Source organism: Streptomyces sp. NPDC007162 (genome assembly GCF_040634175.1).
Lineage (GTDB): Bacteria > Actinomycetota > Actinomycetes > Streptomycetales > Streptomycetaceae > Streptomyces.
The window spans coordinates 1-19,940 of sequence record NZ_JBEYFC010000048.1; the positions used below are offsets into that span (position 1 = coordinate 1).

Here is a 19,940-nt window from a genome sequence, read left to right on the forward strand (position 1 = left end):
GCCCGTGCGGGCCGCGGGCGGTCGTACTCGGCACTTTCGGCAAAGGCGCCCCGCCGCCCCCGCGCACGCTCCAGACTGGCCGGTACGTCAGGAAGGGACGCGGCACCGAGGGGTGGAGCATGACACCAGGCGACCCTGCTCTCGCGGACACGCGCCTGACCGAACTCCTGCGCACCCCCACCGCCACCGCCTATCCGGCCCTCCAGGAACTCCGCGCCCGCCACCACCCCGCGGTGTTCGCGTACGCCCTGCACTGCACCGCCGGTGACGCGGCGGGCCGCCGCCTCACCGCGGAGACCTTCACCGGCGCAGCCCGCGACATCGCCCGCGGCGCCGAACCGGTCGTACCCCTGCGCCACCATCTGCTCCTGCTGACCGCGCGGCTGGCCGCCGACTGGGCGCACGACGAACGCGCCGCCGCCCTGGACCCCGCCCTGCTGCTGGTCCTGAACGCCACGGGCGCTTCCGGGCCGCCCGCCCCGCCCCTCCTCACGGCGTTCCAGGCCCTCCCGTCGCGCGCCCAGGGCCTGCTCTGGTACGGCGTGCTGGACCGGGAGCCCGACGCCCGGACCGCCGCCCACCTCGGCCTGGCCCCCGAGGACGTCCGGTACGGCATCCCACCCGCCCTGAAGTCCCTGGCGCAGGCGTGCCTCCGCGTCCGGCTGGCCGCCTCCGACGACCCGCGCTGCGCGGACTTCCGCCGGCTCGTCGAGGAGGCGGTCCGTCCGGAGAACCCTCGTCACAGCGCCGACCTGCACGCCCACATGGCCCGCTGCCCGCACTGCACGGCGGCGTTCGAGGACCTCGTCGCGCTCCGCGACACCCCGCGCGAGGCCCTGGCGGAGGGGCTGCTGCCGTGGGGCGGTACGGCGTACGCACGCCGGTCCCCCGCCCCGGCGCCGCCCGCCGCGCCCGGTCCGCGCCCCGGGCGCCGACGGCCGTCCCGCCGTCGGCTGCTGCTCGCCTCCGCGGCCCTGGGCGTGGCCCTCGTACCGCTGCTGCTCCTTCTCCTCGACCGTCCCGCCGCGCACCCCCGGGATCCGGTGGCCGCGACGCCGCAGGTGACGGTGACGGCGACCGTCTCCCCCACGCCCGCCCGCCCGTCCCCCAGCCCGACCCCGACGCGATCCGTGTCCGCCCCGCCCGCGTCCCGGCCCCCCTCCCCCTCTCGCTCTCGCTCTCCCGCCCCGAAGCCGCCGGGTGGCGCCTACGCCCAGATCGTGAACGCCGCCACCGGCCGCTGCCTGGACGTGCGCGACGCCGACTTCGACAACGGCACCGACGTCGTCACCGCCCCCTGCTCCGGCGCCGCCTCCCAGCGCTGGCGGGTGGAGACCGGCCGAGGTGTCGTGCGGTCCGCCGCGGATCCCGGCTTCTGCCTGGACAGCCGGGGCTCGGTCGACAACGGCGTCGGCATCTGGCAGTGCTCCTCGGTGGACGGCGACCACGGCGCCAACCTCCGCTTCACCGTCGACCCGGACGGCGCGATCCACCCGGCCATCGCCATCGGAACGGCCCTCACCCCGGACGGGGACGACCGACTCGCCCTCGACCCGCTGGACGACAGCACGGCCCAGCGCTGGCGGGCGGGGGCGGCCTGACGTGACTGTCCCCTCAGGGTCTGCTGTCGTCCACCACCCGTACGGCGGTTCGGCACCACGGCCGGTCGCAACGCGACCGGGCGGATCCCCCGATCGCCGCACGGCCCGAAGGAGCCAGGGCTGATCCGCGGTCCGGTCATGTCACCCGCACGCCCCTGCGCCACACCGCGCCGACCAGCGGGACGCCCGGGCGGTAGGCGAGGTGTACGTGGCTGGGGGCGTCGAGGAGGAGGAGGTCGGCGCGGGCGCCGGGGGTGAGGCGGCCGATGTCGTCCCGGCGCAGGGCCGCCGCGCCGCCCGCCGTGGCCGACCAGACCGCCTCGTCGGGGGTCATCCGCATGTCGCGGACGGCCAGGGCGATGCAGAAGGGGACGGAGGAGGTGTAGGACGAGCCGGGGTTGCAGTCCGTGGAGAGGGCGACCGTCACGCCGGCGTCCAGGAGACGGCGGGCGTCCGGCCACTCGGCCCGGGTGGAGAACTCGGCGCCCGGCAGCAGGGTGGCGACGGTCCGGCCCTGGGCGAGCGCGTCGACGTCCGCGTCCGTCAGGTGGGTGCAGTGGTCGGCGCTCGCCGCGTCCAGTTCCACGGCCAGCTGGACGCCGGGGCCGTAGGAGAGCTGGTTGGCGTGGATGCGCGGGGTCAGGCCCTTCGCCCGGCCGGCCGTCAGGATCGCGCGGGCCTGGTCGCCGTCGAAGGCGCCCTTCTCGCAGAAGACGTCGATCCAGCGGGCGTACGGCGCGCAGGCGTCCAGCATCTCGCCGGTGACGAGGGAGACGTAGGCGGCCGGGTCGTCCGCGTGGTCCGGGGGGACGATGTGCGCGCCGAGGTAGGTGACCTCGTCGGTGTGGGCGGCGGCGATGCGCAGGGCCCTCGCCTCGTCCTCGACCGTCAGGCCGTAGCCCGACTTGGTCTCGAAGGTGGTGGTGCCCTGGCGGAGCGCCTCGGCGAGGTGACGGGTGAGGTTCCGCTCCAGTTCCCCGTCCGTCGCCGCCCGGGTCGCCGCGACCGTGGTGCGGATGCCGCCCGCGGTGTACGGGCGGCCGGACATCCGGGCGTTGAACTCCTGGGTGCGGTCGCCCGCGAAGACCAGGTGGGAGTGGGAGTCCACGAAACCCGGCAGCACCGCCCGGCCGCCCGCGTCGACCCGGTTGTCAGTGGCGGGTGCTTTGCTGGATGCACCGGTCCACACGACACGGTCGCCTTCGATGACGACGGCCGCGTCCCGGACCAGACCGAGAGGGGAGTTGTCACCGAGGGAGGGGTCGTTGGTGACCAGCGTGGCGATGTCGGTGATGGCGGTGCTGCTGCTCATGGTGTCCTCGTGGAGGGTCGTCAGGCGCGGAGGGCGTCGATCGCGTCCGCGAGTGCGGTCGGCACGTCCGGTACGAGCGTGTGCGCGCCGTCGCGTACGACGTGGCGGCCCGCGACGACCGTGTGCCGTACGTCCGCCGCGGTCGCGGCGAATACGGCGGCCTCGGCGCCGAGTCGGGGTACCGGCCCTGCCGTTCTGACCGAGTCGAGGGCGATCGTCGTCAGGTCGGCGAGCATGCCGGTCTCGATGGTGCCGGCGTCGTCCCAGCCGAGGGCGGCGTGGCCGTCGGCGGAGGCGGCGCGCAGCAGTGCGGCGGCCGTCCAGTGACCCCGGGTGCGGGTGCGCAGCCGCTCGTTCAGCTCCATGGCGCGCGCCTCTTCGAGCAGGTCGATGACGGCGTGGCTGTCGGAGCCGAGGGAGAGCGGGGAGCCCGCGCGCTGGAGGGCGACGGCGGGCCCGATGCCGTCGGCCAGGTCCCGTTCGGTCGTCGGGCACATGCAGGTGCCGGTCCTGCTGCCACCGAGCAGGGCGATGTCCTCGTCGGTGAGGTGGGTGTTGTGGACGCCGGTGGTGCGCGGGCCGAGGACGCCGTGGTCGGCGAGCAGCCGGGTGGGGGTGACGCCGTGGACGGCCAGGCAGGCGTCGTTCTCCGCGGTCTGCTCGGACAGGTGCACGTGCAGCGGGGCCCGCCGTTCCTCGGCCCAGCCGGCCACGGTCGCCAACTGCTCGGCGGGCACGGCCCGTACGGAGTGGATCGCCGCTCCGATCCGTGCGTGATCCCGTTCCTTGAGAACTGAACAGCGTTCGGCCCACGCCTGTGCGCTGCCGTCGGAGAAGCGCAGCTGGTGGGTGTCGGGCGGCTCGCCGCCGCGCCTGGTCGAGATGCCCGAGGACAGGTAGGCGGTGTCGAGGAGGGTGATCCGGATCCCGGCGTCGGCGGCGGCCGCGATCAGTGCCTCGCCCATGGCGTTGGGGTCGGTGTAGCGGGTGCCGCCGGGGGCGTGGTGCACGTAGTGGAACTCGCCGACGCAGGCGACGCCCGCCAGCGCCATCTCCGCGTACACCGCGCGGGCGAGCGCGTGGTAGGTGTCCGGGGTCAGCTTGTCGGCGACGGAGTACATGAGTTCGCGCCAGGTCCAGAAGGTCCCGGAGCCGACCTGGACCGTGCCGCGCAGGGCCCGGTGGAAGGCGTGCGAGTGGGCGTTGGCCAGGCCGGGGAGGGTGAGGCCGCGCAGCACCTCGGCACCGGGCGGCGGCACGGGCACCTCGGTCCGCACCGCCGTGATCCGTCCGTCGGCCACCTCCACGGTGACGCCGGGCTCGACGTTCGTGTCCAGCCAGGCGTGCTCCAACCAGTACGTCGTCCGTGTCGTCACGCGCGGACCAGCCCTTCCAGTACGTCGGCGAGCGCGCTCACCCCGGCCACGCAGTCGTCCTCGGCCGCGAACTCGGCCGGGGAGTGCGAGACGCCGGTGGGGTTGCGTACGAACAGCATGGCGGTCGGGATGCTCCCGGCGAGGATCCCGGCGTCGTGTCCCGCGCCGGTCCCCAGGACCGGGACGGTGAGACCGGTGTCCTTGCCGAGGATGCGGCCGAGTTCGTCGCGCAGGGCGTGGTCGAACTCGACGACGGGGGTGAAGGACTCCCGGACGACGTCGAGGTCGATGCCGTGTGCCCGCGCGTACTCCCGGGCCGCCTGCTCGATGCCGCCGACGACGGTGTCGAGGGTGGCCTGGTCGGCGGCGCGGGAGTCGAGCCAGCCGCGCACCAGGGAGGGGATGGCGTTGACGCCGTTGGGCTCGACGGCGATCTTGCCGAAGGTGGCGACGGCGCCGGCGAGTTCGGCCTCGCGGCGGGCGGCGAGCACGGTCTCGGCGTACGACAGCATGGGGTCGCGCCGGTCGGCCAGCCGGGTGGTGCCGGCGTGGTTGGCCTCGCCGCGGAAGTCGAACCGCCAGCGTCCGTGCGGCCAGATGGCGCTGGCGATGCCGACCCGGTCGCCGGACAGGTCCAGCGCCCGGCCCTGTTCCACGTGCAGTTCGACGAAGGCGCCGATGCGGGCGAGCCGCTCGGGGTCGGCGCCGATGGCGTCGGGGTCGTGACCGGCGGCTTCCATCGCGCGGGGCAGCGTGACCCCGTCGGCGTCGGTCAGGCGGTGCGCCTGCTCGACGGTGAGCTGCCCGGCGGTGAGCCGTGAGCCGACACAGGCGAGCCCGAACCGGGCGCCCTCCTCGTCGCCGAAGTTGACGACGGCGAGGGGCCTGGTGAACTGCACGCCCCGCGCGCGGAGTTCGTCGAGCGCGGCGAAGGAGGACACGACACCGAGGGGGCCGTCGAAGGCGCCGCCGTCCGGCACGGAGTCCAGGTGCGACCCGGTGACGACGGCGTCCCCGGCGGTGGGGTCCCCGCGCCAGGCCCACTGGTTCCCGTTCCGGTCGACCTCGTGGACGAGCCCGCGCGCCTCGGCCTGCTCCTTGAACCAGCCCCGGCACTCGGCGTCGGCCCCGGTCCAGGCGAACCGCCGGTAGCCGCGGGACTCGGCGTGCCGGCCGACGGGAAGCAGCTCACGCCACATCTCGTGGAAGGAGGCCCCGCTCCGCACAGCCGGACCCCCGCCCGGCGACGAGAGCCCGGCCCCCGACGAGGAGTCCCCGCTCTGCGTCACGCCGACTCACCTTCGCGCATCGGCACCCGCACGCCCCGCTCGTCGGCGACCGACTCCGCGATGTCGTACCCGGCGTCCACGTGCCGGATCACGCCCATACCGGGGTCGTTGGTCAGGACCCGGCGGATCTTCTCGCCGGCGAGCTTCGTGCCGTCGGCGACCGTCACCTGGCCCGCGTGGATGGACCGGCCCATGCCGACCCCGCCGCCGTGGTGGATGGAGACCCAGGACGCGCCCGAGGCCACGTTCACCATCGCGTTCAGCAGCGGCCAGTCGGCGATCGCGTCGGAGCCGTCCAGCATGGCCTCGGTCTCCCGGTAGGGGGAGGCCACGGAGCCGCAGTCGAGGTGGTCGCGGCCGATCGCCAGCGGTGCCGCCAGCTCGCCGCTCGCCACCATGTCGTTGAAGCGCTCGCCGGCCTTGTCCCGCTCGCCGTAGCCGAGCCAGCAGATTCGCGCCGGCAGGCCCTGGAAGTGGACCCGCTCACCGGCCAGCTTGATCCAGCGGGCGAGGGACTCGTTCTCCGGGAAGAGGTCGAGGATCGCCTTGTCGGTCCTGGCGATGTCGGCGGGGTCGCCGGACAGGGCGGCCCAGCGGAAGGGGCCCTTGCCCTCGCAGAAGAGCGGGCGGATGTAGGCGGGGACGAAGCCGGGGAAGGCGAAGGCCCGCTCGTAGCCCGCGAGCTGCGCCTCGCCGCGGATGGAGTTGCCGTAGTCGAAGACCTCGGCACCGGCGTCCAGGAAGCCGACCATGGCCTCGACGTGCTTCGCCATGGACTCACGGGCGCGGGTGGTGAAGCCGGCCGGGTCCTTGGCCGCCGCGTCGGCCATGTCCTCGAAGGCCACGCCCACCGGCAGGTACGACAGCGGGTCGTGCGCGGAGGTCTGGTCGGTGACGATGTCGACGGGGGCGCCCTCGGCGAGCATCCGCGGCAGCAGTTCGGCGGCGTTGCCCAGCAGGCCGATGGAGAGCGGACGGCGGGCGTCGCGGGCCTCCACCGCCAGCTGGAGCGCGTGCTCCAGGCTGTCGGCCTTCACGTCGAGGTAGCGGTGCTCGATGCGGCGTTCGATGGCGCGGGGGTCGCAGTCGATGCAGATGGCGACGCCGTCGTTCATGGTGACCGCGAGGGGCTGGGCACCGCCCATGCCGCCGAGGCCGGCGGTGAGGGTGATCGTGCCGGCGAGGGTGCCGTTGAACTTCTTCGCGGCGACGGCGGCGAAGGTCTCGTAGGTGCCCTGGAGGATGCCCTGGGTGCCGATGTAGATCCAGGAGCCGGCGGTCATCTGGCCGTACATGGTCAGGCCGAGGGCCTCCAGGCGGCGGAACTCCTCCCAGTTGGCCCAGTCGCCGACGAGGTTGGAGTTGGCGATGAGGACGCGCGGGGCCCACTCGTGGGTCTGCATCACGCCGACCGGGCGGCCGGACTGGACCAGCATGGTCTCGTCCTGCTTGAGGGTGCGCAGGGTCCGCACCATGGCGTCGAAGGAGCGCCAGTCGCGGGCGGCCTTGCCGGTGCCGCCGTAGACGACGAGCTTGTCGGGGTGCTCGGCGACCTCGGGGTCCAGGTTGTTCTGCAGCATCCGCAGGGCGGCTTCCTGCTGCCATCCCAGGGCGCTCAGTTCCGTACCGCGCGGTGCTCGTACGGGGCGGGGTCCTGACATGGTCTGCCTCCCAGCGGATCAGGGCTCGTATTACTGCCGTTATTCACATCCTGACTTCCTGAATAGAACTAGTCAATACATCGGTCCGCCGACACCGGGCGCACTCGGGATGTTTGGCTGGACTTATGGGCCTTAAGGGTGTGGACGATGACATGTCGGGGGACGTCGTGGACGGACGCGAGGGCGACGACGGGCGGGTGGCGCGGCGGGACGACGCCGTGCGGGCGGCGGTGGAGCAGGGGCTGCTGGGGCCGCACGCGCCGATCGTGGGCCTGCTGGACGTGACGGGCATCCGCGCGTCGGCGGCGGCGCTGCGCCGGGCGTTCGCGGCGGTGGCGGCACCGGGGACGGAGATCCTGCACGCCTTCGCGGTGAAGGCGAACCCGCTGGTGCCGGTGGTGCGGCTGCTGGCCGAGGAGGGCCTCGGCGCGGAGGTGGCCAGCGCGGGTGAACTGGCGCTGGCGCGGGCGGCCGGGGTGCCGGTGGCGCGGACCGTGTTCGACGCGCCCGCGAAGACGGAGGCGGAGCTGCGCGAGGCGCTGGCGCTGGGCGTCGCCGTGAACGCGGACAACCCGCAGGAGCTGGCGAGGATCGACGCGCTGCGGGACAGCGGCGGCACCCGCTCGCCGCTCGGCATCAGGGTCAACCCGCAGATCGGGGCGGGCACCATCGAGGCCACGTCCACGGCCACCGCGACCTCGAAGTTCGGGGTGGGGCTGCGGGACGAGGGGGCCCGGGAGTGGGTCGTGCGGGCGTTCGCCGAGCGGCCGTGGCTGACGCGGCTGCACGCGCACACCGGGTCGCAGGGGATCCCGCTGTCGCTGCTGGCGCGCGGGGTGGCGGAGACGTACGCGCTGGCCGAGGAGGTCAACGCGCGTGTCGGGCGGCGGCAGATCGACACCCTCGACATCGGGGGCGGGCTTTCGGTCGCCTTCGCGTCGGAGGCGGCCGAGCCGACGTACGGGCAGTACGCGCGGCTGCTCGCGGAGGTGGTGCCGGGACTGTTCGACGGGCGGTACGGGCTGGTGACCGAGTTCGGGCGGTCGCTGCTGGCCCGGCACGGGACGGTGCTGGCCCGGGTGGAGTACGTCAAGAGTTCCGGCGGCCGGCGGATCGCGGTGACGCACGCGGGGGTGCAGGTGGCGCCGCGGACGGTGTACGTGCCGGCGGCCTGGCCGCTCAGGATCGCCGCCTACGACGGCAAGGGGCGGCCGAAGGAGGGGGCGCCGGTGGTGCAGGACGTGGCGGGGCCGGCCTGTTTCTCGGGCGACCTGCTCGCCGAGGGGCGCGCGCTGCCGCCGCTGGAGCAGGGCGACCTCGCGGCGGCACTGGACACCGGGGCGTACTACTTCGGCAGCCACTACTCCTACAACTCCCTTGCCAGGCCCGGTGTTTACGGCTTCGTGCCGGACGGCGGCGGGGGCGTGGCGTTCGCCGTCGCACGGGAGCCGCAGTCCGTCGCGGAGATCGTGGCCGAATCCGGAGGGGCGCACGCCGACGCGCTCACCACCCTGCGTGCAACAGGGAGCCGTTGAGACAGCTGGGACACAGGGATCAACTGGTGCGAAAAGCAGCTCAGTTGACCAACACTAGCCTGCCGGGCGCATGTTCCACTGGAAAATGCCAAACGACTCACCCCTCGTGCACACGATGCGTAGTGTCGGCGTCACTCAACCGGAGTCCCAGGCGGCGGGAGGGGAGCCACGGTGCCCGGAATCGACGAGTGCTTACTGGAAGCGATGCGACTGCCCGGTGCGCGGGGTGCGGCGTTGGTCGACTGGACCAGCGGACTGGCCCTGGGCACGGTCGGGGAGGCGCCCGGCGGTGACCACGAGACCACCGCGGCGGAGGCGGCCGAGCTGGCCCGGCTGGCCGCCGAGCACGGGGCGTTCAGCACGGACGACGACACCGAGATCAGCCCTCCGGTGGAGGACCTGATCGTCAGCAACCGGGACAGCTACCACCTGCTGCGGTTCGTGGTGACGTCCTTCGACGCCACCGTCTTCCTGCATCTGTGGCTGACCCGCGAGGACGGCAATCTGGCCCTCGCCCGGATCCGGCTCGGCGAGATGGCCGAGCGGCTGGTGCTGGGATGACCGTGGTCCGGACGCCTCCGCCGCTGCCGGTCCGGGACCGGGCGACCGCACCCGACCGGGCGCCCGGCGCGCTTTCGCCGATGCTGATACGGCTCGCCGAGGAGCGGGCCACCGGTGTCCTGGTCCGTGAGCACGGCAGCCTGCACCTGGCCGAGGGCCGCGTGGTGCACGCCGAGAGCCCCCTCGCCCCCGGCCTCGACGTGCTCCTCACGGCCCACGGCACGCTCGACGCGGCGGCCTGGCCCTGGACCGAGGACATGGCCGCCGCCACCCACCGGCTGTTCACCGCCGGCCTGCTGCCCCGAGGAGCCCTGGAGGTGTGCCGGGTCGGCGCGCTGTACGACGCCGGGTACTTCGCGCTCGCCCCCAGCAGTACCCCGGGCCGCTTCCGCTACGGCACCCCTGCCGCCGCGAGCCCCCTGCGGGCCGTGCCGGTCGCCGCCCTCGAACGCGAGACCCGGCGCCGCCGCGAACTGCTGCACCGCCTCTGGCCCTACCCCGCCACCGACGAAGCGCCGCTGATCCGGGCCGACCCGGTCGCGCCCCCGCCGGTCACGCCCCGCCAGCGGGCCGTCCTGAACCGGGTGGACGGCGTCCGCACGGCCCCGGAGATCGCCCGCGAGCTGGGCCGGCCGGCCTTCCACACGCTGGTGGACGTACGCCGGCTGGCGGCGGCCGGGCTCCTCGTCCCCGGGCGCACCACGACCCCCGCGCCACCCCGGCTCCCCCCGGTCACCGACCCCGACATCGCGCTGCTGAAGAGGCTCAGGGATGCGCTGGAGGCCCTTTGAACGGCACCGCCCCGCCGAGAGGAGACAGCTGATGGCGGCAGAATCCGGCAGCTCCGACAGAGCAGCCGTCCTCGACGAACTGCACCGGCTGCGCACCAGGATGCCCCAGCTCACCGGCGCCCTCGCGGCCGGCGTGGACGGCCTGGTCGTCGCCCACGACTGTCCGGGCGTCGATCCGGAGGGCCTGTCCGCCCTGACCGCGGCCGAGCTCGGCGTCGCCGTGCGGGTCGCCGACGCCACCGGCAAGGGCGAGCTCAGGGAACTGCTGGTGCGCGGCGAGGACGGCTATGTCGCCACCTACGCGGCCGGCCGCAGCGCCGTGCTCACCCTGCTCGCCGAGGACCGGGTGAACGTCGGCCGGCTGCACCTGGAGGGCCGCCGCGCCGCCGCCCGGATCGGAGAGCTGGTCGACACCGCCGAGGCCGCCGCCAAGGCCCTGCGACCGGCCCGCGCCACCACCACACGGACCAGAACCACGCGCACGCCACGCACCAGCACCACCACCGACGCGCGCACCGCAACCGACAGTTGAGAGGAACCAGAACGTCATGGCCAACACCGAAACCGCGCTGAAAGAGTGCCTCACCTCCATCGAGGGAGCCACCGGCGTCGCGCTCGTCGACTACACCAGCGGGATGGCGCTGGGCACGATGGGCGGCAGCAAGACCTTCGACCTGAACGTGGCCGCCGCCGGCAACACCGACGTGATCCGCGCCAAGATGCGCACCATGGAGCACCTCGGCCTCAAGGGCGAGATCGAGGACATCCTGATCACGCTGTCCAACGCGTACCACCTCATCCGCCTGCTCAAGGGCCGCGGCGGCAACGGCCTCTTCCTCTACCTGGTGCTCGACGCCTCCCGCGCCAACCTGGCGATGGCCCGGCACCAGCTGAAGAAGATCGAGGAGGAACTGGAGGTCTGACCCGGCCTCAGACCAGCGCCGCGGTGCGGCGGCGGGCCCCGCCCGGGGACGCGTCGCCCGCCGCGATGCCGGTACCGCGGTACGCCTTGACGGCCTTGCCCGCAGGACGGCCGCCGCGCTTGTCGAGCCAGTCGACACGCACCCACATCAGCTGGTCCGCGGCCCCCTCCCGGCGGCCCAGCCAGGCCGCCTTCAGGCGCAGTCCGGCACCGGTCCCGGCGAGCAGCAGGCCGCCCGCCGCGGGCACCGCGAAGGAACTGCCGAGGGCGACGGCGAAGGCGAGCAGCAGCCACCAGCGGTGGCCCCGGCGCCAGTTGCGCACGGTCACGGCCCGGTCCTGGAGGACGTCGTGCTTGCCGGCCCGGGCGGCGCCGCGCAGCAGCGCGGTGTACCGCCTGCGGCGGACCAGCGCCACGACCGCCGCGCCGACGACGAACAGCGCGGCCCCGGCCAGCACGCCGATGCGGCGCCCGGTGATCCCCGGGGGCAGTACGCCGACGCCCGCCGCGAACACCCCGGCCCACCACAGCGGCGCGGCCCCGGCCCGTACGACCACGGCCACCCGGGCCAGTCCCTGTCCGCCGCGCCCTTCCCGTACCCCACGCGCCATGTCCGCAGCCTCCTCGCCGGTGTCGGTCCGTCCGTAGGGCGGGACGGTAACGACCGAACGTGAGACGAGTCTTAAAGCCCCTGCTCGCCCTGAAGCCGCTACCCGCTTGAAGCCCCTGCCCGCCTTGAGGCCCCTACTCGACGAACAGACCCCGGGCCGCAGCCCGCGCGTCGAACTCCTCCAGGCGGACCTGCGCGTCCGGCAGGTCGTCGCACATCGCCTCCAGGAGCACCCGGCCGAGCAGCATCGGCGCGCACGCCGTGTCGAAGGCGAGCCCGGTGCCGACGGCGGCCGGCAGCAGCAGGTCGGAGACCTTGGCAACGGGCGCGAAGGCGGAGTCGGCGACGGTGACGACGGTCAGCCCGGCCTCCTTGGCATAGCCGAGGGTGTCCACGACCTCGCGGGGGTGCCGGGGCAGCGCGAAGCACAGCAGGGTGGAGGCGCCGGCGAGGACGGCCGCGTCGATGCGGTCGTGGATCATCGTGCCGCCCTCGTTGAGCAGCCGGACGTCCGGGTGGACCTTGGCGGCGAAGTAGGCGAAGCCGTAGGCCTGCGAGGCGGCGGCGCGCAGTCCGAGCACCGGCAGCGGCCGGGAGGCGGCCAGCAGCCGCCCCGCCTGCTGCACGGGGCGGGGGTCGGCGAGCACCTCGGCGAGGTGCCGGAGGTTCTCGATCTCGGCCTCGACGGCCTGCTGGTACTCGTTGTACGCGCCGTTGCCGGGCGTCTGCTCGGCGGGCACCACCTCGCGCAGGTGCCGGCGCAGCGCCGGGTAGCCGTCGAAGCCGAGCGCGACCGCGAACCGGGTCACGGAGGGCTGGCTGACCCCGGCCAGATCGGCCAGCTCCACGCTGGACAGGAAGGGCACGTCGGCGGCGCGCCGCACCATGCTGTGGGCGATGCGCCGCTGGGTCGGCGTGAGCCGGTGCCCCTCGAAGAGCGCCTGCAACCGTGTCGCAGGGCTGTCGGTCACGCTCATGACGTGCTCCCCCTCCAGATGTCCGTGAACCGGTCGAGCAGCCCGGCCGCCGCGGTGACGTCGTCGGTGAGCGGCCGGTCGGCCGGGTCCGCCTCCAGCACCGCCTCGGCGAGCTCCAGCGCCAGGCCCGCCCCGAGCCCGGGGTCGGGCCTCAGGTCGCGCTGGCGCAGCGCCCGCACGGCGGCGACGAGTTCGCAGCCGACCACCAGACGGTACGCACGGCAGGCGCGCAGCGTTTGACGGGCGGCGAGCGAGGCGAAACTGGCCTGTTCCTCGACGCCTCGGGAGAGTACAGCGTGCCCGAGGGAGGCGGGCGCGGAGAAGGCGCGCAGGTCGCCGAGGGCGGCGCCGGCGGCGTACTCCAGGATCATCACGCCGGAGGAGGCGGGTTCGTGGTCGGCGAGGAAGGGGCGCAGGCGGGTGTAGGCGGGCTCGTTGAGGGTGGACAGGCGGGACGTGGACAGGCGCGCGACCTGGGTGACGGCGAGCCGGAAGTGGTCCAGGGCGAGGGCGAGCTGGGCCTGGTAGAAGCCGCCGTGGTGGTAGGCGGCGAGGTCCTCGACCGAGATGAGGGGGTTCTCGGCGGCGGCGTTGATCTCGATCGCCAGCACCTGTTCGAGGGCGTCGGCGGCGTCATGGGCGGGGCCGTGGATCTGGGGCAGGCAGCGGAAGCCGTACGGGTCCTGGATCCGGCCGAGCGGCGGGGTGGGCCGGTCGGCGGCGCCGATCAGCTCCCGCATGCGGCGGGCGACCTCGGCGCTGCCCCGGTGCGGGCGGGCCGCGTGCACGGGGGCCGCGTAGGCCTCGTGGGAGCCGTCGACGGCGAGCAGGGACAGGGCCGCCACGACCTGGGTGGCCTCGATCAGGCCGCGCAGTTCGTGCAGGGCGAGCGCGGACTGGCCGAGGGTGAGGGCGTTGCTGCTGATCAGGGCGAGGGCGTCGTTGTTGTCGAGGAGCTGCGGCTCGGGCGGTGTCGCGCCCCGCCAGGGGTGCTCCCCCGCCAGTGCGAGGCCCATCTGCGCCAGTGCCGCGATGTCCCCGGTGCCGACCGAGCCGAACTCGTTGACGACCGGGTGGGCGCCGGACTCCAGTGCCTCGCACAGCGCGGTGACGACGCTCGGCCGCAGACCGGCGCCGCCCGCCAGCAGCTGGTTGGCGCGTACCGCGAGCATCGCGCGCACCTGTCGGGCGGGCAGTTCGTCGCCGATCGCGCCGGCGTGGCTGCGCAGCAGCCGCAGGCCGTGGCCGGCGGCGGCCTCGGTGGGGACGTCCTCGTTGCGGTTGGCGCCGACGCCGGTGGAACGGCCGTAGACGCGGCCGGTCGCGGCGATCCGGCGGGCGGCGTCCCAGGACTCCTCCGCGCGGCGCATCGCGTCCGTGCCGGGGACCGGCCGGGCGGTGCCGTCGGCGAGGCGTACGACGTCGTCGACCCCCATGCCGATGCCGTCCAGGACCACCAGACCGGAATGAGCTATTCCGATCACGTCCACGATACGAGACGACATCACGCCCAAACTCCCCTCAACCCGGACATTGGATCTTGCCCTTCGGTCATCTGTTACGTCGGATTAACGCCAGACCGTTGACAAGCTATTCACACACCAAGAACTCTGCATGACGTTATACAGCCGGGCAAGGGACATCTCATGATCCAGTTCGACGCGGTCCACAAGCGCTTCCCCAACGGCACGACAGCAGTCCATGATCTCTCCTTGGAGATGCCCGAGGGCGGGGTCACCGTCCTGGTCGGCTCCTCCGGCTGCGGCAAGACCACCACCCTGCGGATGATCAACCGAATGATCGAGCCGACCTCCGGCACGATCAAGGTGAACGGCGAGGACGTCACCCGCCAGGACGCCGCCGAACTGCGCCGCTCCATCGGGTACGTCATCCAGCAGGCCGGGCTCTTCCCGCACCGCACGGTGCTCGACAACATCGCCACCGTCCCGCTGCTGCTCGGCTGGAACCGGAAGAAGGCCCGCGCCCGCGCCGCCGAACTCCTGGAGACCGTGGGCCTCGCCGCCGACGCCGGCAAGCGCTACCCGCACCAGCTCTCCGGCGGCCAGCAGCAGCGCGTCGGCGTGGCCCGGGCGCTCGCCGCCGACCCGCCCGTCCTGCTGATGGACGAGCCGTTCGGCGCCGTCGACCCCGTGGTGCGCACCCAGCTCCAGGACGAACTGCTCAGGCTCCAGAAGGAGTTGAACAAGACCATCGTCTTCGTCACCCACGACGTCGACGAGGCCGTCCGGCTCGGCGACCGGATCGCGATCTTCCGCACCGGCGGCCACCTGGTCCAGTGCGCCCCGCCCGCCGAACTCCTGGCCCGCCCGGCCGACGACTTCGTGGCCGACTTCCTCGGCGCCGAGCGCGGACTGAAGCTGCTCTCGCTGAAGACCCTGGCCGAAGTACCGCAGGGCCCGGCTCCCGAGGGCGGCGCCTGGACCCTCGTACTCGACGCCGGACGCAGGCCCCTGCACTGGGCCTCGAAGGACGCCGAGCTCCCGGTGCGGCCGCTGCGCGACGGGGACTCGCTGCTCTCGGCCCTCGACGAGTCGATCGCCTCCCCGACCGGACTCGTCGCCCGGGTCGACGCGGCCGGTGTCCTCACCGGCGTCTCCTCGCGCGACGACATCCACGTCCACGCGGGCCAGGCCCACACCGAGGCCCGGGCGGTGGCCGCATGAGCGTCGACTGGTCGTGGATAGGCGACCACACCGACGAGCTGACCAGCCTCACCCTCTCCCACCTCCAGGCCGCGATGACCGCCGTCTTCTTCGGCCTGGTGATCTCGCTCCCGCTCGCGGTGCTCGCCCACCGGGTCCGCCCGCTGCGCGGCTTCCTGCTCGGCCTGTCGAACGTGCTCTTCACGATCCCCTCGATCGCGATCTTCGTCCTGCTGCTGCCGGTCAGCGGCCTGACCCGGACCACCACCGTCATCGGTCTGACCGTCTACACCCTGGTCGTGCTGCTGCGGAACACGGTCGAGGGCCTGGACTCGGTCCCGGCGAAGACCAAGGAGGCGGCGAAGGCGATGGGCACCCGCCCGCTGCGCACCCTCCTCACCGTCGAGTTCCCGCTCGCCCTGCCCGTGATCTTCGCGGGCGTCCGGATCGCCACCGTCATGTCGATCTCCCTGGTGTCCGTCGCCACCTACATCGGCGACGGCGGCCTCGGCCAGCTCTTCACCGACGGCTTCCAGCGCGACTTCCCGACCCCGGTGATCGTGGGCGTGGTCCTCACGATCCTGCTCGCCGTGGTCGCGGACGCGCTGCTGGTGGCCCTGCAGTACGTCCTCACCCCGTGGCGCAGGAGGCGAGCCTGAGATGTTCGAACTCTTCAAGAACCTCGGCACCTGGCTGACCAGTGGCTCCCAGTGGGCCGGCCAGGACGGCATCGCCCACCGGCTCACCGAGCACCTCCAGTACTCGCTGCTCGCCACCCTGATCGCCGCCGCGATCGGCCTCCCGGTCGGGCTGCTGATCGGGCACACCGGCAAGGGCGCGTTCCTCGCCATCAACCTGGCGTCCTTCGGGCGCGCGCTGCCGACCGTCGGCCTGGTCGTCCTCGTCTTCCTGGCGGGCGGTCTGTCGATGCTCCCGGTGTACGTGGCGCTGGTCGCGCTCGCGGTCCCGGCGATCGTCACCAACACCTACGCCGGGATGACGGCCGTCGACCCGGACGTCCGCGACGCCGCCCGCGGCCAGGGCATGCGCGGCCACCAGGTCCTCCTCCAGGTCGAACTGCCGCTGGCGCTCCCCCTGATCATGACCGGCCTGCGGCTCGCGCTGATCCAGGTCGTCGCCACCGCCACCATCGCCGCGTACGTCTCCTTCGGCGGCCTCGGCCGCTACGTCTTCGACGGACTCGCCCAGCGCGACCTCGTGCAGGTGCTGGGCGGCGCGGTACTGGTCGCCCTCGTGGCCGTCGTCCTCGACCTGCTCCTGAGCACCCTCCAGCGTTTCCTCTTCCGCCACCGCACCGCCTAGGGAACCCGAAGATGAACCGTCGTACCCTCCTCGGTGGCCTGCTCGCCGCCGGATCCGTCACCACCCTCTCCGCCTGCTCCAGCGGCATCACCTCGCTGAACGAGAGCAGCGGCTCGACCGCCGGCGGCGGCTCCAGCAAGGGCGGGATCACCATCGGCACCGCCAACTTCACCGAGAACCAGGTGCTCGGCTACCTCTACGCGGCCGCGCTCCAGAAGGCGGGCGTGAAGGTGAAGGTCCGCCCGAACCTCGGCACCCGGGAGATCGTGATCCCCGCGCTCAGGGCCGGTGACATCGACCTGCTGCCCGAGTACCAGGGCGCCCTCCTCAACTACCTGGCCCCGAAGGACGACTCGTCCGAGCCCGGCACCATGCAGAACGCGCTCACGCTCGCCCTGCCCGCCGGCCTCCAGGTGCTGCCCTACGGCCAGGCCGCCGACTCGGACTGCTTCGTCGTCACCCGCGCCACCGCCCGCAAGTACGGCCTGGCCTCCCTCGCCGACCTCGCCAAGCAGAACGGCAAGCTGGTCATCGGGGCCGCGCCCGAGGTGAAGAAGCGCCGGGTGGGCGCGGTCGGGCTCCAGGAGGTCTACGGCGTCGAATTCAAGGAGTTCAAGTCGCTCGACTCGGACGGCCCGCTGGTCAAGGGCGCGCTGAAGAAGGGCGACGTGGACGTGGCGAACCTGTTCACCACCGACACCGACATCGCGGCCAACGACTGGGTGGTGCTGACCGACCCGAAGAACCTGATCCCGAGCCAGCACATCGTGCCGCTGATCGCCGACCGGAAGGCCGACGACACCGTCCGCAAGGCCCTCGCCCGGCTCGGCAACATCCTGACCACCGACCAGCTCACCCAGCTCAACAGCCAGGTCGACAACGACAAGAAGGACCCGGAGGACGTGGCGAACGCCTACGCCGAACAACACGGCCTGGCCTGACCGCGGGCCCCGGGGCCCGCGGTCAGCCCCCCCGTTTTCTCGTCCGCCGCCGTGCGTGCCGTGGTCCCCAGGGGCGACCTGCCCGGCCGCGGCCGCCAGGGCGCCGGCCACGGTCACGCTGCTTTCGTTCCAGCCGCTCGCCGTGCGCAGTTCTGTCGAACGTCGCCCTACCCGCCGGCCGCCGAGGGCTGTCCGGCGACATGGGAACTGCCTTCGGGGTGGAAGCTGCCCAGCCTGCGCGCCGGCACGATGCCGGGCAGCAGCAACTGCCACATCAGGGTCGTCCGCTCGGACAGGTCCTTGCGCCCGCACAGCACCTGGGAGCTGAGCTGGAGCCCGGTCCAGGAGCCGACGACCAGTGCGGCCAGCCGCTCGCAGTCGATGTCGTCCTTGACGTCGCCGCGCTGCTGGGCCTCGGCCAGGCACGTCCGGAAGACCTCGATCCACTTCGTGTACGGCTCGCTGACGATGCCGGTCTTGGAACTCTGGTCGGTCACCAGTCGGATGCCCGCGCGCACCTGGACGTTCTCCACCAGCTGCCGCGCCATGCGGTGCAGTATGTCGATGACGGACTGCACACCCAGACCGCCGGCGTCCGCGGCCGAGTCCAGGACGGAGAACTGCTCGTCGATGAGGACCTGGGCCAGCTCCTCCTTCGAGGTGAAGTGGAAGTAGAGAGCCCCCTTCGTCACCCCGGACTCCTTGACGATGTCGCCGAGGGTCGTGCCGTGGTACCCCTCCGCGTCAAAGGCGCGCGCTGCGCCTTCCAGGATGGCGGCGCGGGTGACCTCCGCGCGTTCCTGCCTGGCCATGGATCCAACCCCTTCACTGCGACCGGAGCTGTCGCCGTGTCGTCCTCCCCTCGGGCAGATCGCGGCCCGCTCCGGGCCACAAGTCTGCCCGCCCTCCACACAAAAAAACCAACTAACTGGTACGGTTTCTCGCGACGTCTCTCCGGGGGGGCATCGACGCTCTCGCCCCGCTCCCACCCGGATCGACCGGGTGACGACGGAGGAGACGGGCGAGCACATCGGGCGGTCCGCGCGGTGACGGCTTCCGTATCGAGGTGCACGGCCGGGCCGGGCGGCTGGTCCCGGTCTCCTCCGACGACTCGCCGGTCGGCCCGCGCCTCCTGCTGGACGTGATCAAGTCCGCGCCGGGTATCGCGCGGTCGATGATCCGGCCAAGGATCGTTAAATCGGAACAGAGAGTAACGTTTCCGCCGCGTACAGTGATGAAGCTCGACAGGCACCCCACCTGAGGAAGCGTCATGGCCTCGAACCCCCGGGCCCTACCGGCGGCCACCGCCGTCGGCGCGCCGGCCGCCGCCCGCTGCTCGACCAGCGCCGCCCTCGACGAACTGCTGGAGGGCAACCGGCGCTACGCCACCGGCCGCGCGCGCCGCGGGCGGGTCTCCGCACAGCGGCCCTTCGCCGTCGTCCTGGACTGCATCGACTCCGGGATCCTGCCCGAGCTGGTCTTCGACCAGGACCTCGGCGACCTGCTGTGCATAAGGACGGCCGGGCAGGTACTGGACGAGGCGGTGCTCGGCTCCATCCAGTACGCGGTGGCCGAACTGCGCGTCCCGCTGGTCGTGGTCCTCGGCCACGACGGCTGCGGGGCGGTCGCCGCCACCCTCGGCCGGCTGCGCACCGGTGCGCCCGTCCCCGGTCACCTGCAACTCCTCGTCGAGGAGATCGCCCCGGCCGCCCGCCGTACCAGGGCGCTGCCCGGGGACTGGGCCGCCCACACCGTACGGGCCCACGCGGTGTGGGTGCGGGACGCGATCAGGGCGGACGCCGCGTTCGCGGGGGCGTCGGTGGTCGCGGCGCGGTTCGACCCGGCCGGCGGGCTGGTGTCACTGCTGCCCTGAGGGGCGGGCCCCGGTGCGATGCGGGGGCTTGCCCCAGTGCGCCCGGCGTCCCGGCTGCCTACCGTGGGCCCCATGACGGACGCGCATGACACCGATCTGAAGAATGACCTCGCCGCCACCCTGCACGCCCGCGGGGAACTGGGGCCGGAGTACGAGTCGGAGCTGGTCGACTCCTTCCTGGAGAAGATCGACAGCCGGATCGACGGTGCGGTGGAGCGCCGGTTGCGCAGGGGCCTGGCCGAGCAGCAGATGCAGGCGGCCCGCGGGGCCCGGCGGTCCCGGGGCACCGACTCGTGGGGTGAGCGGTTCGGCTTCGGGATCGTCTCGCTGGTGGTGGCGATCCCGTTGTCGGCGATCGGCGGCGCGTTCGCGGGCATGACCGGCCTGATCGCCACCTGGGTCGGCATCGTCGGTGTCAACGTGGCCCAGGCGGTCCGCCTCCACCCCGGTCTGTTCCGCGGTCCCGGCCACCAGGACTGAGCCGGCCCCCAGCGGTACCGGGCCC

At 73.3% G+C, this 19,940-nt stretch carries 20 protein-coding genes; 12 read left to right on the forward strand and 8 right to left on the reverse strand.

Features of this window, described 5'->3' with window-relative positions:
• Positions 1–119: 119 nt before the first annotated feature.
• Positions 120–1,601 (forward strand): RICIN domain-containing protein, encoded by a 1,482-nt coding sequence (locus ABZ646_RS08515; RefSeq protein WP_360514543.1) that lies wholly within the window; start codon positions 120–122, stop codon positions 1,599–1,601.
• A gap of 136 nt (positions 1,602–1,737) precedes the next feature.
• Here ABZ646_RS08515 and hutI read toward each other — a convergent pair whose 3' ends face one another.
• From hutI to hutU, 4 genes are all read right to left on the reverse strand, one after another.
• Positions 1,738–2,913 carry an imidazolonepropionase gene (gene hutI / locus ABZ646_RS08520; protein ID WP_360514546.1) on the reverse strand — a complete coding sequence of 392 codons (1,176 nt, stop codon included), beginning with the start codon at positions 2,911–2,913 and terminating at the stop codon, positions 1,738–1,740.
• 20 nt (positions 2,914–2,933) lie between these two features.
• Positions 2,934–4,289 (reverse strand): formimidoylglutamate deiminase, encoded by a 1,356-nt coding sequence (locus ABZ646_RS08525; protein ID WP_360514549.1) that lies wholly within the window; start codon positions 4,287–4,289, stop codon positions 2,934–2,936.
• Complete coding sequence (locus ABZ646_RS08530; protein ID WP_360514623.1) at positions 4,286–5,488, reverse strand: allantoate amidohydrolase; 1,203 nt, start codon at positions 5,486–5,488, stop codon at positions 4,286–4,288. Before ABZ646_RS08530 ends, ABZ646_RS08525 begins: the two co-directional genes overlap by 4 nt.
• Before the next feature lie 86 nt (positions 5,489–5,574).
• Positions 5,575–7,239: a urocanate hydratase gene (gene hutU, locus ABZ646_RS08535; protein WP_360514552.1), complete on the reverse strand. Its 1,665-nt coding sequence runs from the start codon at positions 7,237–7,239 to the stop codon at positions 5,575–5,577.
• A gap of 152 nt (positions 7,240–7,391) precedes the next feature.
• Here hutU and ABZ646_RS08540 point away from each other — a divergent pair, with 152 nt between their 5' ends.
• The 5 genes from ABZ646_RS08540 to ABZ646_RS08560 all read left to right on the forward strand — a co-directional run bounded on the left by ABZ646_RS08540 (position 7,392) and on the right by ABZ646_RS08560 (position 11,049).
• Positions 7,392–8,774, forward strand: a complete 1,383-nt coding sequence (locus ABZ646_RS08540) for a diaminopimelate decarboxylase (RefSeq protein WP_360514554.1) — start codon at positions 7,392–7,394, stop codon at positions 8,772–8,774.
• Positions 8,775–8,945: 171 nt separating this feature from the next.
• Positions 8,946–9,335, forward strand: a complete 390-nt coding sequence (locus ABZ646_RS08545) for a hypothetical protein (RefSeq protein ID WP_358977185.1) — start codon at positions 8,946–8,948, stop codon at positions 9,333–9,335.
• Positions 9,332–10,126: a transcriptional regulator gene (locus tag ABZ646_RS08550; protein WP_360514557.1), complete on the forward strand. Its 795-nt coding sequence runs from the start codon at positions 9,332–9,334 to the stop codon at positions 10,124–10,126. Before ABZ646_RS08545 ends, ABZ646_RS08550 begins: the two co-directional genes overlap by 4 nt.
• A gap of 31 nt (positions 10,127–10,157) precedes the next feature.
• Positions 10,158–10,658: a roadblock/LC7 domain-containing protein gene (locus ABZ646_RS08555; protein ID WP_360514560.1), complete on the forward strand. Its 501-nt coding sequence runs from the start codon at positions 10,158–10,160 to the stop codon at positions 10,656–10,658.
• 16 nt (positions 10,659–10,674) lie between these two features.
• Complete coding sequence (locus ABZ646_RS08560; protein ID WP_360514563.1) at positions 10,675–11,049, forward strand: hypothetical protein; 375 nt, start codon at positions 10,675–10,677, stop codon at positions 11,047–11,049.
• A gap of 7 nt (positions 11,050–11,056) precedes the next feature.
• Here ABZ646_RS08560 and ABZ646_RS08565 read toward each other — a convergent pair whose 3' ends face one another.
• The 3 genes from ABZ646_RS08565 to ABZ646_RS08575 all read right to left on the reverse strand — a co-directional run bounded on the left by ABZ646_RS08565 (position 11,057) and on the right by ABZ646_RS08575 (position 14,140).
• Positions 11,057–11,659: a hypothetical protein gene (locus ABZ646_RS08565; RefSeq protein ID WP_360514566.1), complete on the reverse strand. Its 603-nt coding sequence runs from the start codon at positions 11,657–11,659 to the stop codon at positions 11,057–11,059.
• Positions 11,660–11,792: 133 nt separating this feature from the next.
• Positions 11,793–12,635, reverse strand: a complete 843-nt coding sequence (locus ABZ646_RS08570) for a MurR/RpiR family transcriptional regulator (RefSeq protein WP_360514569.1) — start codon at positions 12,633–12,635, stop codon at positions 11,793–11,795.
• A complete protein-coding gene (locus ABZ646_RS08575) occupies positions 12,632–14,140 on the reverse strand; it encodes an aromatic amino acid ammonia-lyase (RefSeq protein WP_360514572.1) in 1,509 nt (502 codons plus the stop codon). Before ABZ646_RS08575 ends, ABZ646_RS08570 begins: the two co-directional genes overlap by 4 nt.
• Before the next feature lie 141 nt (positions 14,141–14,281).
• On the opposite strand from ABZ646_RS08575, the gene ABZ646_RS08580 reads away from it, so the two are divergent.
• Genes ABZ646_RS08580 through ABZ646_RS08595 form a run of 4 tightly spaced genes read left to right on the forward strand, consistent with a single transcriptional unit; the run spans position 14,282 to position 17,562 of the window.
• Positions 14,282–15,319, forward strand: coding sequence for an ABC transporter ATP-binding protein (locus ABZ646_RS08580; RefSeq protein WP_360514575.1), 1,038 nt, complete (start codon positions 14,282–14,284; stop codon positions 15,317–15,319).
• Positions 15,316–15,957 carry an ABC transporter permease gene (locus ABZ646_RS08585; protein ID WP_360514578.1) on the forward strand — a complete coding sequence of 214 codons (642 nt, stop codon included), beginning with the start codon at positions 15,316–15,318 and terminating at the stop codon, positions 15,955–15,957. The genes ABZ646_RS08580 and ABZ646_RS08585 overlap by 4 nt, the downstream gene beginning before the upstream one ends.
• Position 15,958: 1 nt before the next feature.
• Positions 15,959–16,621, forward strand: coding sequence for an ABC transporter permease (locus tag ABZ646_RS08590; protein ID WP_360514581.1), 663 nt, complete (start codon positions 15,959–15,961; stop codon positions 16,619–16,621).
• Positions 16,622–16,632: 11 nt separating this feature from the next.
• Positions 16,633–17,562, forward strand: a complete 930-nt coding sequence (locus ABZ646_RS08595) for an ABC transporter substrate-binding protein (RefSeq protein ID WP_360514584.1) — start codon at positions 16,633–16,635, stop codon at positions 17,560–17,562.
• A gap of 167 nt (positions 17,563–17,729) precedes the next feature.
• Here ABZ646_RS08595 and ABZ646_RS08600 read toward each other — a convergent pair whose 3' ends face one another.
• Positions 17,730–18,374 (reverse strand): ScbR family autoregulator-binding transcription factor, encoded by a 645-nt coding sequence (locus ABZ646_RS08600; protein ID WP_360514587.1) that lies wholly within the window; start codon positions 18,372–18,374, stop codon positions 17,730–17,732.
• A gap of 458 nt (positions 18,375–18,832) precedes the next feature.
• Here ABZ646_RS08600 and ABZ646_RS08605 point away from each other — a divergent pair, with 458 nt between their 5' ends.
• Positions 18,833–19,435: a carbonic anhydrase gene (locus ABZ646_RS08605; protein ID WP_360514590.1), complete on the forward strand. Its 603-nt coding sequence runs from the start codon at positions 18,833–18,835 to the stop codon at positions 19,433–19,435.
• A gap of 72 nt (positions 19,436–19,507) precedes the next feature.
• Positions 19,508–19,915: a hypothetical protein gene (locus ABZ646_RS08610; RefSeq protein WP_360514593.1), complete on the forward strand. Its 408-nt coding sequence runs from the start codon at positions 19,508–19,510 to the stop codon at positions 19,913–19,915.
• The last annotated feature ends 25 nt before the right edge of the window (positions 19,916–19,940 follow it).

What these genes read in the sequence shown, in the direction of transcription:
- ABZ646_RS08515 (WP_360514543.1), top strand. Translation starts at nt 120, where the DNA reads ATGACACCAGGCGACCCTGCTCTCGCGGACACGCGCCTGACCGAACTC.
- hutI (WP_360514546.1), bottom strand. Translation starts at nt 2,913, where the DNA reads ATGAGCAGCAGCACCGCCATCACCGACATCGCCACGCTGGTCACCAAC.
- ABZ646_RS08530 (WP_360514623.1), bottom strand. Translation starts at nt 5,488, where the DNA reads ATGTGGCGTGAGCTGCTTCCCGTCGGCCGGCACGCCGAGTCCCGCGGC.
- hutU (WP_360514552.1), bottom strand. Translation starts at nt 7,239, where the DNA reads ATGTCAGGACCCCGCCCCGTACGAGCACCGCGCGGTACGGAACTGAGC.
- ABZ646_RS08540 (WP_360514554.1), top strand. Translation starts at nt 7,392, where the DNA reads ATGTCGGGGGACGTCGTGGACGGACGCGAGGGCGACGACGGGCGGGTG.
- ABZ646_RS08550 (WP_360514557.1), top strand. Translation starts at nt 9,332, where the DNA reads ATGACCGTGGTCCGGACGCCTCCGCCGCTGCCGGTCCGGGACCGGGCG.
- ABZ646_RS08555 (WP_360514560.1), top strand. Translation starts at nt 10,158, where the DNA reads ATGGCGGCAGAATCCGGCAGCTCCGACAGAGCAGCCGTCCTCGACGAA.
- ABZ646_RS08560 (WP_360514563.1), top strand. Translation starts at nt 10,675, where the DNA reads ATGGCCAACACCGAAACCGCGCTGAAAGAGTGCCTCACCTCCATCGAG.
- ABZ646_RS08565 (WP_360514566.1), bottom strand. Translation starts at nt 11,659, where the DNA reads ATGGCGCGTGGGGTACGGGAAGGGCGCGGCGGACAGGGACTGGCCCGG.
- ABZ646_RS08570 (WP_360514569.1), bottom strand. Translation starts at nt 12,635, where the DNA reads ATGAGCGTGACCGACAGCCCTGCGACACGGTTGCAGGCGCTCTTCGAG.
- ABZ646_RS08575 (WP_360514572.1), bottom strand. Translation starts at nt 14,140, where the DNA reads ATGTCGTCTCGTATCGTGGACGTGATCGGAATAGCTCATTCCGGTCTG.
- ABZ646_RS08580 (WP_360514575.1), top strand. Translation starts at nt 14,282, where the DNA reads ATGATCCAGTTCGACGCGGTCCACAAGCGCTTCCCCAACGGCACGACA.
- ABZ646_RS08585 (WP_360514578.1), top strand. Translation starts at nt 15,316, where the DNA reads ATGAGCGTCGACTGGTCGTGGATAGGCGACCACACCGACGAGCTGACC.
- ABZ646_RS08590 (WP_360514581.1), top strand. Translation starts at nt 15,959, where the DNA reads ATGTTCGAACTCTTCAAGAACCTCGGCACCTGGCTGACCAGTGGCTCC.
- ABZ646_RS08595 (WP_360514584.1), top strand. Translation starts at nt 16,633, where the DNA reads ATGAACCGTCGTACCCTCCTCGGTGGCCTGCTCGCCGCCGGATCCGTC.
- ABZ646_RS08600 (WP_360514587.1), bottom strand. Translation starts at nt 18,374, where the DNA reads ATGGCCAGGCAGGAACGCGCGGAGGTCACCCGCGCCGCCATCCTGGAA.
- ABZ646_RS08605 (WP_360514590.1), top strand. Translation starts at nt 18,833, where the DNA reads ATGGCCTCGAACCCCCGGGCCCTACCGGCGGCCACCGCCGTCGGCGCG.
- ABZ646_RS08610 (WP_360514593.1), top strand. Translation starts at nt 19,508, where the DNA reads ATGACGGACGCGCATGACACCGATCTGAAGAATGACCTCGCCGCCACC.